Below are 12,858 nucleotides of genomic sequence, written 5' to 3' on the forward strand. Positions count from 1 at the left end.
TTTTCTGAAGTGAGGTTTTTTGTAGTAACGAAGTAATAGTGAATAAAACTGATTTTAAAAATAACTTAAAATCAAACTATTTATAAAGAAACAGATGCCTGTTCATAATAGTAGTATAATAGTGAATGAGGTGTTAATAGAATGGAAGATAGAACATTAGGTTTATTACTAGATGTTGTTGGGGAATTATTTTCAGATGAAATTTCAATTGCTGTTTCGAATACGAAAGAATATATTTACTATCGGCCAAGTAAACGAATTGATTTAAAGATTAGTGCCGGGGATCCCATAAAGGAAGGAACGATTGCTCATAAAGCGATGGTGATGAATCAAAAAACCTCTGAGTTTATGAATCGGGATGTTTTTGGTATTCCTTATCATGGAATGGCTGTACCATTTTCCAACAATGGAAAGCTTGAAGGGTGCGTAACGGCAATTTATCCAGCTTTAACGGATGGAAAGTCAGTCGTTACTTTAAAAACAACAGACGGCTGGATTCCGGTTCCTTTTTCAAAGGTTATGTATTTAGAGGCTAAAGATAAAAAGACGTATGTGAATTCAGAAGAGTTATCAGGAACACATAAATACTCTCTGCAAGAATTCGAATACTTGCTTCCTAAAGATTCATTTATTAGATGTCACCGCTCATTTATTGTAAATGTTAATCATATTAAAGCGATTTATCCTGATACCCATTCTACTTTTGTACTTTCGATGGATAATGGTGAGAGAGTACCAGTTAGTCAATCATACGCTAGTTATTTCCGTAAGCTTCTAGGATTCTAAATTTTTCTGCTTTAGAACCTAGATTTGCTGTTCTGTCTGAATTTTCGGCATTGTATACTAAAATCCCTATTTTGATAGTGTTAATGTGTAAAATAATTATGAATATTCAATGAGAGAGGGATTACATATGGAGAATAATTTAGATAGAATCAGAGATCAACGTCTAAAAGATCGGGTAGTTACACCTGAAGAAGCAGCTTCTTGGATTCAAAGTGGAATGACTTTAGGCTTAAGTGGGTTTACACGTGCAGGTGATGTAAAAGCAGTCCCATTTGCGCTTGTAAACCGAGTTAAGAATGATGAATCTTTTAAAGTAAATGTTTATACTGGGGCTTCTTTAGGCTCGGATGTAGACAAATTATTTGCTGAGGCAGGAATTTTAGGGAAAAGATTACCTTTCCAAGCTGACGCGACTATGCGAAAAGGAATTAATAACGGAGACTTTTTATTTGTGGATCAACACTTGTCTCATACAGCAGAGTTACTCCGCGCAGACGTTCTGGATATAGATTTTGCTATTTTGGAAGCGGTTGCGATTACAGAGGACGGAATGATTATTCCAACCACTTCAATTGGAAATTCCTTAGCGTTTTCCTTAAATGCTAAGTCTATTATTATTGAAATGAATATGGCTCAATCCGCGCAATTAGAGGGGCTACACGATCTATATGAACCAGGTAAACAAGGGGAGAGACTTCCAATTCCGCTTGTGAAAACAGATGACCGAATTGGAACAATCGGTATTCCAATTGATCCTGAAAAAGTGAAGGGAATTGTGTTTACGAATCAATTGGATTCGCCATCGACAATTGTTCCTCCGGATGAAGAAACTGTTATTATGGCACAGCATTTAATAGAATTCCTTCGAGAAGAAGTCAAAGTAGGCCGATTAACAAATCGTTTAGCGCCGTTACAATCAGGAATTGGTTCAGTGGCTAACGCCGTATTGCACGGAGTGTTAGATTCAGAATTTGAAGATTTAGAAGTATATTCCGAGGTTTTACAAGATGCAGTTTTTGATCTTATGGATGCTGGAAAAGTCAATTTTGCTTCTTGTTGTTCTATCACGCTTTCTGAAGAGAAAATGCAACAAGTATTTTCTAACTTTGAAAAATATCGTGACAAATTAATGATGCGTCCACAAGAGATTTCCAATCATCCTGAAATCATTCGTCGCCTTGGATTAATCTCAATTAATACGGCTTTAGAATTAGATATATACGGAAATGTTAACTCTACTCACGTTTTAGGTACAAAAATGATGAATGGTATTGGTGGTTCTGGTGATTTTGCGAGAAATGCACGCCTAGCTATCTTTGTTACGAAATCGATTGCAAAAGGTGGTAACATTTCAAGTATCGTTCCTTTCGTTTCGCATGTAGACCATACTGAACATGATGTAGATGTTATTGTCACTGAACAGGGGTATGCCGACTTAAGGGGACTTGCGCCAAGAGAAAGAGTGGAACTTATTATTGAGAATTGCGCACATCCAATGTATCGTGATCAACTACGTGCTTATTACGAAGAAGCAAAAACAAGAGGTGGACAAACTCCTCATATTTTAGAAAAAGCTTTTTCTTGGCATACGAATTATGCTAAAAATGGAACAATGCTTGAAGCGGTAGTAGAAACTGTATAGAAATATAAGAATGATTCTTAGAATAATATGCTATAAAGATTGAAAGAAAAGAACGCCAATTTTCAGGAATGGCGTTTTTTTCTTTTAAAAAATTATTATCTATTATGAAGAATTATAAAAGTAATCTCTTATTTACGGAAATAAGAGGTTTTTTAAATTAATTTTCGAATCATTTTATAGTGTATATATCGAAGGTGAGGAGAAAGAATCATGAAGATAAGAAAAGCGTTATTAAGTGAAGCAAATGAATTGAGTGAACTCGCACTACACTCAAAAGCAACGTGGAATTATAGTGAAGAATTCATACTTGCTTGTAAGGAAGATTTAACAATTACAGAAGAGTACATAAAAAATAACTTTGTATATGTTTTAGAAAACGATAATACGAAGATTGGTTTTTTCTCATTTTTACGTAATGATAAAGCTCTCGATTTCCTGTACATTCATCCCCGATACAAAGGGAAAGGCTACGGGAAAATACTTTGGGAGTATGTAATAGAAAAAGCAAATGAACTAGGTTTAAAAAGTTTTACGATTGATAGTGATCCGAATGCAAAAGGATATTACCTGAAAATGGGAGCACAGTTAATCGGAGAAACACCATCAACTGTTTTTAAGAATCGTTTACTGCCCCTTTTGAAATATGATGTGTAAAACAATTAATAGTAGGAGAAGCTGAGAATGGATCATGTAAAGAGAAAGCAAATATATGAAGCACTAATAAGATCGTGGTCGATTGAAACAAGCTCAAAGTGGACAATTGAAAATCCAGCAAAGGGACAATGTGGTGTTACAGCTCTAGTCGTTCAAGACATATACGGAGGGAAAATTAAAAAGACAAAAATAGGGAGCGTGTGGCATTTTTATAACTTTATAGATGGGCAGAGGTTTGATTTTACAGAGGTTCAATTCAATGAAAACCTGAATTATTTGGATGTGGAATCAAATCGGGAAGAAGCATTTGCAGATACAAATGAAAAGCAATATAGCATTTTGAAGGGAAAAATAACAAAAGAATTAAAATTATCTTTTGACTCTTAATCTTTAATAAGTTACTATAATGGTGGTAACTTATTAAAGGGAACTTCATAGAGTTGAAAGGGGAAATACTTTTGAAAACAACTTATGTAAACGCTACAATTGTAACGATGAATGAACAAAACGAAGTGATAGAAAATGGATATATCATTGTAGAAAATGATCAAATTATAGATGTAAAGAGCGGAGAATTCGCTAATGATTTTGAAGTAGATGAAGTAATTGACATGAAAGGAAAATGGGTTTTACCAGGGCTTGTAAATACACATACACACGTTGTAATGAGTCTCCTAAGAGGTATTGGAGATGATATGCTATTACAACCATGGCTTGAGACGAGAATTTGGCCACTGGAAAGTCAATTTACTCCCCAAATTGCGGTCGCTAGTACGGAACTAGGATTACTTGAAATGGTGAAAAGTGGTACAACATCATTCTCTGACATGTTTAATCCAATTGGAGTAGATCAAGATGCAATTATGGAAACGGTATCAAGGAGCGGGATGCGAGCTGCTGTTTCAAGGACTTTATTTAGCTTCGGAACGAAAGACGATGAAAAGAAAGCGATTGAAGAAGCTGAGAAATATGTGAAGCGTTACTATAACGAAAGTGGCATGTTAACTACGATGGTTGCACCACATAGTCCATATACATGTAGTACAGAATTGTTAGAAGAGTGCGCACGGATTGCAGTAGAGAATCAAACGATGGTTCATATCCACCTTTCTGAAACAGACCGTGAAGTACGTGATATTGAAGCGCAATACGGAAAACGTCCAGTAGAATATGCAGCGAGCTGCGGATTGTTTAAACGCCCAACAGTTATTGCACACGGTGTAGTATTAAATGATGATGAGCGTGCATTTTTAGCAGAACATGACGTTCGAGTAGCTCATAATCCGAATAGTAATTTAAAACTAGGTTCTGGTATAGCGAATGTAAAAGCGATGCTAGAAGCAGGAATAAAAGTAGGAATTGCAACAGATAGTGTTGCATCTAACAATAATTTAGACATGTTTGAAGAAATGCGCATAGCGACTTTACTACAAAAAGGTATTCACCAAGATGCAACAGCGTTACCAGTTGAAACAGCTCTTACACTTGCGACTAAAGGAGCTGCTGAAGTAATCGGCATGAAACAAACAGGATTACTTGAGGTTGGAAAGTGTGCCGATTTTATTACGATTGACCCATCTAATAAGCCGCATTTACAACCAGCAGATGAAGTGTTATCGCATCTTGTATATGCTGCCAGTGGAAAAGATATTAGCGATGTCATTATTAATGGAAACCGTGTCGTTTGGAATGGCGAATGTAAAACGTTAGATGAAGAGCGTATTATATTTGAAGCAAGTCGTTATAAACGAGGTTTGCAAAGATAGATAATTATGTGGCAGTTGAAAAAAGCTATCCTTTAAAAGGATAGCTTTTTTCTTGAACGAATAAATATTCAAAAGAATGTCGCATCTTTCTGTTATTATTTCTGCTATAATATATTACGCTTTATAATATTTTATATTTAAGGAGAACAACTCATGAAGCGAAAAAAGATCCATTTAATGGTAATGGCACTTGTTACATCTTTATTATTAACAGCTTGTAATAATAAAGCAAATAAAAGTGATACAGAGGTTAAAAAACAAGTGTTAAATGTAACAGTATCAGAAGAAATTCCTTCTCTGGACACTGCTAAAACGATGGATGGTACATCAGCACACGTTATGCAGAATATATTTGAAGGGTTATATGTATTAAATGATCAAGATCAGCCTACTCCAGCCATAGCAAAATCGTTTAAAAGGAGTGAAGATGGTAAGAAATATACATTTGACTTGCGTAAAGATGCAAAATGGTCAAATGGAGACAGTGTAACAGCAAACGATTTTATGTTTGCGTGGAAACGTGCAATTAACCCTGAAACAGCATCTCAATATGCGTTTATGCTCTTTTATGTGAAAAATGCGAAAGAGATTAATAAGGGAGCAATATCTCTAGATGAACTTGGAGTTACGGTTATAAATGATTATAAGTTAGAAGTTGAACTCGAACAGCCAGTTCCGTATTTTTTACAGTTGTTAGCACTACCTATATACTTACCACAGCATGAATCATTTTTGAAAGAACAAGGAAACAATTATGCATTGGAACCTAGTAATCTCATATATAACGGTCCATTTGTATTAGAGAAATGGAAGCATGAACAAGAGTTTCAATTAAAGAAGAATGCTACATATTGGGATCGAAAGAAAGTGAAATTAGACGAAATAAACTTTCATATCGTAAAGGATACAATGACAGCTGTAAATTTATATGAAGCCGGAGATTTGGATCGAGTACCTATTAATTCGCAAGTTGTAGACAAGTATAAAGGGAATAAGGAATTACATATGTCGAGTGATCCTGGAATTGCTATGCTTCGTTTTAATGAAAAAAATACCGCGTTAGCAAATAAAAAGGTGCGTCAATCTATTTCATTAGCGTTAAATAAAGATGATTTCGTTGCTCACTTTATTAATAACGGAGCAAAACCTGCAAGTGGACTTGTACCAGTTGGTCATGTAAATGAAGTGACTGGTAAAGATTTTAGAAAAGAAAACGGCGATATTTCCTCATATGATTTGCAAAATGCTAAAAAGCTTTGGGAAGAAGCGAAAAAAGAACTTGGAGTAGAGCAAGTAAACCTCGAGTTTTTAACGTTTGAACAAGATAATGCAAAACGGATGGCAGAATATATAAAAGGTGATTTAGAAAAGAATTTGCAAGGACTCGCGATACAAATTAAACAACAGCCATTTAAGCAAAAATTACAGTTAGAACAAACAGGTGATTACGATATAACTATGGCAAATTGGGGACCTGACTATAAAGACCCAATTAGTTACTTAGAGATATTTACGACGGGTAATCTAAATAACAAAATGAATTACTCTAATTCTCATTACGATGAATTAATGAAGAAAGCGAAAACTGATTTTGTACTAGAACCAGAGAAACGATGGGGAGCATTGCTAGAAGCTGAGCAGGTATTATTAGAAGATTCAGCTGTAGCTCCACTCTATCATATTGGCTCAGCATATGTACAAAAGGATTATGTAAAAGGAATTGAGAAGCACCAATTTGGTGGTATTTATACTTATAAGAATGCTTATATTGCTAATGAATAAATACAAAAAACCTTACTTTTTAAAAGTAAGGTTTTTTACACATGAATTCTATTAAACCGATTTTAATAAAGAATAAAAATTCGTGTCATAGGGGATATCATCTTGATACATATAATTTTTTAGAACTCCTTCTTTTTCAAATCCTAATTTTAATAGCACCTTATTTGAAGCTTCATTTTCAAGAAATACAATTGCTCCGATCCGTTTTAAATGAAGTGTGTGGAAACCGTACGATATAACTTCAGAAACAGCTTCCGTCGCATATCCTTTTCCCCAGTGTTCAGGGAGGAAGGCATAGCTTATATTGGCTCGTTTATGCTCAGAAGACCAATCGTGAAATCCGATTGTTCCGATGAGTTCTTTCTTGCCTTTTAATTCAATTCCCCACTTTATACCGCTTCTTGCATTGTAACTCAGCTTAAAGTTATGAATAATTTGTCTCACTTGATCAAGATCCTGTAATGATTTTTGGCCATAATAACGCAGTACGTCAGTATTAGAAAAGCATTGTAGTATACTCGGTGCATCTTCTTCTTTAAGTTCTCGTAAAATGAGTCGGTCGGTTTTCAATATAGGAAACATGCTTTCACTCCATTTCTTCTGAAACTAGAATGTGTTTTTATTATATAATCTAGTCTGAAAATAAAGATTATTCAAGTGAGAAGTACGGTTTTAATTTATGATAAAATTGATTGTGGAATATATTTCAAAAAGAGGTTTGTATATGGAGAAAAATCCAATTTTAATTGTAGATGATGATCAAGATATTGTTCGATTTGTGAACGTAAATTTAATGCAAGAAGGTTTTAAAGTTTTTAGTGCTCATAATGGAGAAGAGGCTTTAGAAATAATAAATAATAACAGAATTCAACTTGCTATTTTGGATATTATGATGCCACAAATGGATGGAATAGAATTGTGTAGAAGGATTAGAGAGAAACATAGTTTACCAATTATGTTTTTAAGCGCAAAATCATCGGACGTAGATAAGGTAATAGGATTTAGTACTGGAGCAGATGATTATATTGTGAAGCCGTTCAGTACAATTGAATTTATAGCGAGAGTGAAAGCTCAATTAAGAAGGTATACATATTTCAATCAAAATGCTGCCCAAGAAATAGAAAAGAAAATAAACATTAGAGGTTTAGAAATAGATGAAGTGTCTAGAACTGTAATGTTATATGGAGAAACAATCAATCTTACGAGAACTGAATATGATATTTTGTACTTAATGGCCGCTGTAAAGAATCGTGTATTTACTATTGAAGAAATATATGAGAGCGTTTGGAAAGAAAGGGCCTATGAAAGTAATAATACAGTAATGGTTCATATTGCAAGATTAAGAAATAAAATTGAAGAGAATCCAAAAGAACCGAAGTTTATACAAAATGTTTGGGGAGTCGGATATAAAATTGAAGATTAGATCTTTACAGGGTATTAGGGCGAAATTTTTTTTAGCTTTCATATGTAGCATCTTGTTAGCGACTGTAAGTATAATAGTGCTTCAAATTTTAGTTGGAAATATATATAGTCATGTTAATGCGTTAGAAGAAAAATATTCATTTTTATACTTTATAGTTTTTTTGATTTTTACTACGACATACTTTGCATGTATGATAAAAACAATGATGAAAAGATTGTCTGAAATTAATAAGAACGTGAAGGAAATAAGTAATGGTAATTTTGAAGTACATATACCTATTTCAAAAAATGACGAGATTGGTGAATTAGCGACGAATGTAAATAGAATGGTCAAAAGTTTAAAAGAGTCTATCGAGAATGAAAAAAAATCACAGGAAATGAAAAATGAAATGATTAGTAATATTTCTCATGATTTACGAACGCCAGTAACATCTTTAATCGGTTATGCGGACCTGTTAGGAAATAAACTCCATTCGAATGGAGAAGAATGTGAACAGTATGTAAGTATATTAAAGCGAAAAAGTTATGAATTAAAACATCAAGTAGATGATTTATTAGAATACTGTCAAATAAATTATAGAGAGATTGAATTACATAAAGATGAAGTAGATATGAAAGCATTAATTGAACAAATCATGATTGGCTTTGTACCACAATTAGATGATGCTAATATGAGCTTTTATATTAAAAGTGATGAAGTGCTGTATGTAGAAGTTGATGTGGCACTTATAGTGAGACTATTTGAAAATATAATAGGTAATAGTATTATGTATGGAAAAGATGGAAAGGAAATTGCAATTGGAATTTCCAATAAAACAATGAATGTTGAAGTAGAAATTAAAAATTTTGGACAATGTATTCCGGAAGAGGACCTTCCTTACGTTTTTGAGAAATTTTATCGTAGTGAAAAATCACGTAGTTCTTATACTGGTGGGAAAGGAATGGGGCTTGCAATTTCAAAAAGTATAGCCGAGCTCCATCAAGGGGATCTAACTGTACGTAGTAACGATAAAGAAACAGTTTTCACTGTGAAATTACCGCAGTATAAAAAAGTAAGAAAGTCGTAAGTACTTCTTTTATATGTCGTAATTTTTACTTTGTATCATTGAGAAAAAGGATATGAGAGTAGGGATGCGACATGTGGAAGAAATTTTTATTAGTGATTATAGTTTCTTTTTTAATTATAAGTTGGATCTTAGTTTATGTAGCTAAAGGCGTTATATCAGTCATTTTTTGGTGGAGTATACAAGCCTTTAGCATAGTATCACTCTTTATTTTGATAGGATCAGTTTTACTATTTGTGTGGAAAGGGATTTTCAGAAAGCGAATAGATAGAGCGCTACTCTTCATCGTTCTTTTCTCTATAATTGGAGCTTGGCCTTTAGGGTGGTTTGCTAACATAGGAGGACTTGCTTATCCAGCAGATGTACATTCTATGAATCCTAAAGCAGTAGTTCGCTTTCCTTTGAATGAACGAGCATTAGTGGGATGGGGTGGTGATCGATTAGAAACGAACTATCATGTTATAAAACCAAATGAACGCTGGGCATATGATGTTCTTATTCCACCTGCTGAAGTGAAAAGTAGTAAGTTAGAGGATTATGGAATATATGGAGCGGAAGTAATGGCACCAGCTTCTGGAACAGTTGTATCTATCAATAATGATGAAAAAGATGTAGTTCCAGGAGAGGATGATTTTCAGTCAATGGCGGGTAATCATATTTATTTACGACTAGATGAATCAGGGACATTTATGGTTCTGGCCCATTTAAAGAAAGGATCAATTAAAGTGAGGGAAGGACAACATGTAAATGAAGGAGAGGTTCTTGCTCAAGTCGGTAACTCAGGAAGTTCAAGTGAGCCGCATTTACATATTCATCATCAAAGGCAAGATCCGTCCAAGGTAAGTATGTTTTTTGCGGAAGGATTGCCACTTTACTTTCGAACTGAAAATGGTATCATGATGCCGGAAAGAGGGACATACATAAGTGGTAACTAGAAGAAAATCATTTCATCCAAAAAGGGTATTCCAAATTAAAATTGGAATACCCTTTTTCATTACCCTACAAAAGTTTGATACAGTAAGAAAATATTTAAAATGATAACAAGTATAGCAATTATCCATGCGATAAATGTTGTTATGCGGTGGTTAACGAGTGCACCCATTATCTTTTTATTACTTGTAAACATAATAAGTGGTACTAATGCAAATGCAATACCGAATGATAAGACGACTTGGCTCATAACGAGAGCGTAAGTTGGATTTACACCTAAAGCGATAATAACTAATGGTGGAATCATTGTAATAAATCGGCGTAAATATAACGGAATATGCATTCGAATGAAACCTTGCATAATAATATCACCCGACATTGTACCGACAGAAGAGCTAGATAGTCCTGCTGATAAAAGTCCAATCCCAAATAATGCAGCCGATACAGGACCTACTAAATTGGTAAATTGAGTGTAAGCAACATCTAAATCTTCAACGTGCAAGCCGTTTTTAAAGAATAGAGCAGCTGCTACAATTAACATACTTGCATTAATTGCTCCAGCAATAACCATTGCAATAATAATATCGATAAACTCGAAGCGGAAAATCTTTTTCTTTTGTTCATCATTTGTTCCGACTACGCGCCGCTGCGTTAAGGCGGAATGTAAATAGATTGCATGCGGCATAACTGTCGCACCTAAAATCCCTGCTGCAAGTAATATACTATCTACACCTTGGAATCTTGGAATAAATAGTCCTGAAAGAAGGGGACTTAATTCTGGTTTTGCATAAAAAACTTGAATTCCAAAAGCGATTACTACAATGAAAATCATTCCTGTAATAATAGCTTCTAGTGGACGAAATCCTCTACGTTGAAACTCAAGAATAATAAATGATCCGGCTGCAGTAATTAAAGCGGCAGGTAGCATCGGGATTCCAAATAGTAAGTAAAGCCCCAAAGCAGCTCCAATAAATTCCGCTAAATCTGTAGCCATAATAACTAGTTCACCTTGTATCCATAAACCGATAGACACAGGCTTTGGAAAGTTTTCACGAGCTATTTCGGGTAAATTGTTTCCTGTAGCAATTCCTAATTTAGCTGATAAAGTTTGGATTAATACAGCCATTAAGTTAGAAGCGAGTATAACCCATAATAGTAAATATCCATATTGTGAACCAGCTGCGATATTTGTAGCAAAGTTGCCAGGGTCAATATAAGCAACGGATGCGATAAAAGCGGGTCCTAAAAATGGTAACAGTCTTTTCCAACCTTTTGTTTCTCCACTTAAAGCTAAGTGAGCTGATTGTACAGTTGTACTTTCAGAAGGGAGATGTTCATCTTTTGTTATATCTTTATTCATAGTAGTTTTCCCCTTTAAAATGTTAACTTGATGAAATTATTGTATGTATTCTTACTCATTATTTCAATACATTTAAATATGTTATGTGATAATTTCATTTGAACACAAAAGTTTCCTTAATGCAAATTATATGCCTTTATGCAATGGATGGTGTGATAATGTAAAATAAATTGGGAGTTTATGGTGTGATGACGTAGGGAAACATAATAAATTAAAGGGTCAATTTTGAAATTTATGTGAACATAAAGCCGATAATCCAGCATATTAATTGATGGAATTGCATTTGTATGATATATAATATATTGGGATTACAACATAACCATAGTGTTTTGATGTGTAATCTTGTTTTTTATTTTTGTTAACTGATAGAAAATAGTATAAAGAAAAGAAAATGGGATTCATTTTCTTATTATATATGTTTTGATATGAACGTTAACTTATACATGATTTTAAAAATTAGATAGGTGGTAGAAATACATTGGCAACTACAAAACCATACAGAGTATTACTATATTACATGTACACAACAATTGAAAACCCAGAAGAATTCGCGGCAGAGCATTTAGCATTTTGTAATTCACTTGAATTAAAAGGAAGAATTCTTGTAGCAAAAGAAGGTATTAACGGAACTTGTTCTGGAACTGTAGAACAAACAGAGAAATACATGGAAGCAATGAACAATGATCCACGTTTTGACGGTATCGTATTTAAAATAGATGAAGCTGATGGTCATGCATTCAAGAAAATGCACGTGCGTCCTCGTCCAGAGTTAGTTACACTTCGTCTAGAAGATGACATTAACCCACACGAAATAACTGGGAAGTATTTAGAGCCAAAAGATTTTTATGAAGCAATGAAACAAGAAGATACAGTTATCATTGATGCACGAAATGATTATGAGTTTGATTTAGGCCACTTCAAAGGTGCGATTAAACCTGATATCGAATCATTCCGTGAATTACCAGATTGGATTCGTGAAAATAAAGAAGTACTTGAAGGTAAAAAGATTTTAACTTATTGTACAGGCGGAATTCGTTGTGAGAAGTTTTCTGGTTGGTTAGTTCGTGAAGGCTATGAAGATGTAAGTCAGCTTCACGGCGGAATTGTAACGTACGGAAAAGATCCAGAGGTACAAGGTGAGCTTTGGGATGGACAATGTTACGTGTTCGATGAGCGTATCGCTGTACCAGTAAACCAAAAAGAACATGTTATCGTTGGTAAAGACCACTTTACAGGTGAACCTTGTGAGCGCTATGTAAACTGTTCAAATCCAGAATGTAATAAGAAAATTTTATGTTCTGAAGAAAACGAAGCGAAATATTTACGTGCATGTTCTCATGAATGTCGTGTAAGTCCACGTAACCGCTACGTAATACAACATGAATTAACGGAAGAGCAAGTAGCTGCTGCATTAGAGCAAATCGAAGCAGGGAAGTAAGAGGAAAAAGGCTA

12 protein-coding genes are annotated in these 12,858 nt (G+C 34.3%); 10 read left to right on the top strand and 2 right to left on the bottom strand.

Annotation, left to right across the window (positions count from 1 at the left end; translation table 11 throughout):
- Positions 1-141 precede the first annotated feature (141 nt).
- The 6 genes from ACTFRH_RS05420 to ACTFRH_RS05445 all read left to right on the top strand — a co-directional run bounded on the left by ACTFRH_RS05420 (position 142) and on the right by ACTFRH_RS05445 (position 6,630).
- On the top strand, positions 142-786 hold the full coding sequence (locus ACTFRH_RS05420; RefSeq protein ID WP_000390207.1) for a LytTR family DNA-binding domain-containing protein: 645 nt from the start codon (positions 142-144) through the stop codon (positions 784-786).
- A 127-nt stretch (positions 787-913) separates the two neighbouring features.
- Positions 914-2,428: an acetyl-CoA hydrolase/transferase family protein gene (locus ACTFRH_RS05425; protein WP_000429816.1), complete on the top strand. Its 1,515-nt coding sequence runs from the start codon at positions 914-916 to the stop codon at positions 2,426-2,428.
- A 210-nt stretch (positions 2,429-2,638) separates the two neighbouring features.
- Positions 2,639-3,082 (top strand): GNAT family N-acetyltransferase, encoded by a 444-nt coding sequence (locus tag ACTFRH_RS05430; RefSeq protein ID WP_000702233.1) that lies wholly within the window; start codon positions 2,639-2,641, stop codon positions 3,080-3,082.
- Positions 3,083-3,109: 27 nt separating this feature from the next.
- A complete protein-coding gene (locus tag ACTFRH_RS05435; protein ID WP_000350133.1) occupies positions 3,110-3,469 on the top strand; it encodes a YunG family protein in 360 nt (119 codons plus the stop codon).
- A gap of 53 nt (positions 3,470-3,522) precedes the next feature.
- Entirely contained in the window at positions 3,523-4,848 is a 1,326-nt protein-coding gene (locus ACTFRH_RS05440) for a bifunctional S-methyl-5'-thioadenosine deaminase/S-adenosylhomocysteine deaminase (RefSeq protein ID WP_003300808.1), read from the top strand.
- A gap of 153 nt (positions 4,849-5,001) precedes the next feature.
- Positions 5,002-6,630 (top strand): peptide ABC transporter substrate-binding protein, encoded by a 1,629-nt coding sequence (locus ACTFRH_RS05445; protein WP_000823422.1) that lies wholly within the window; start codon positions 5,002-5,004, stop codon positions 6,628-6,630.
- A 51-nt stretch (positions 6,631-6,681) separates the two neighbouring features.
- On the opposite strand, the gene ACTFRH_RS05450 is transcribed toward ACTFRH_RS05445, so the two are convergent.
- Positions 6,682-7,212, bottom strand: a complete 531-nt coding sequence (locus ACTFRH_RS05450; protein WP_000483963.1) for a GNAT family N-acetyltransferase — start codon at positions 7,210-7,212, stop codon at positions 6,682-6,684.
- Between the two features lie 142 nt (positions 7,213-7,354).
- On the opposite strand from ACTFRH_RS05450, the gene ACTFRH_RS05455 reads away from it, so the two are divergent.
- From ACTFRH_RS05455 to ACTFRH_RS05465, 3 genes are all read left to right on the top strand, one after another.
- Positions 7,355-8,053 carry a response regulator transcription factor gene (locus tag ACTFRH_RS05455; RefSeq protein ID WP_000414476.1) on the top strand — a complete coding sequence of 233 codons (699 nt, stop codon included), beginning with the start codon at positions 7,355-7,357 and terminating at the stop codon, positions 8,051-8,053.
- The gene (locus ACTFRH_RS05460; protein ID WP_157464234.1) at positions 8,019-9,119 is read left to right on the top strand and encodes a sensor histidine kinase; all 1,101 of its coding nucleotides are present in this window, start codon (positions 8,019-8,021) and stop codon (positions 9,117-9,119) included. Before ACTFRH_RS05455 ends, ACTFRH_RS05460 begins: the two co-directional genes overlap by 35 nt.
- A gap of 71 nt (positions 9,120-9,190) precedes the next feature.
- Positions 9,191-10,051, top strand: a complete 861-nt coding sequence (locus tag ACTFRH_RS05465; RefSeq protein WP_000265529.1) for a M23 family metallopeptidase — start codon at positions 9,191-9,193, stop codon at positions 10,049-10,051.
- Between the two features lie 59 nt (positions 10,052-10,110).
- Here the strand turns inward: ACTFRH_RS05465 and ACTFRH_RS05470 are convergent, their stop codons facing one another.
- Positions 10,111-11,406, bottom strand: a complete 1,296-nt coding sequence (locus tag ACTFRH_RS05470; RefSeq protein WP_001030680.1) for an Nramp family divalent metal transporter — start codon at positions 11,404-11,406, stop codon at positions 10,111-10,113.
- 478 nt (positions 11,407-11,884) lie between these two features.
- Between ACTFRH_RS05470 and trhO the strand changes: the two genes are divergently transcribed.
- Positions 11,885-12,844, top strand: a complete 960-nt coding sequence (trhO, locus tag ACTFRH_RS05475; protein ID WP_000246214.1) for an oxygen-dependent tRNA uridine(34) hydroxylase TrhO — start codon at positions 11,885-11,887, stop codon at positions 12,842-12,844.
- Positions 12,845-12,858: the final 14 nt, after the last annotated feature.

The organism is Bacillus cereus group sp. MYBK216-1 (genome assembly GCF_051916495.1).
Classification (GTDB): Bacteria; Bacillota; Bacilli; order Bacillales; family Bacillaceae_G; genus Bacillus_A; species Bacillus_A thuringiensis_K.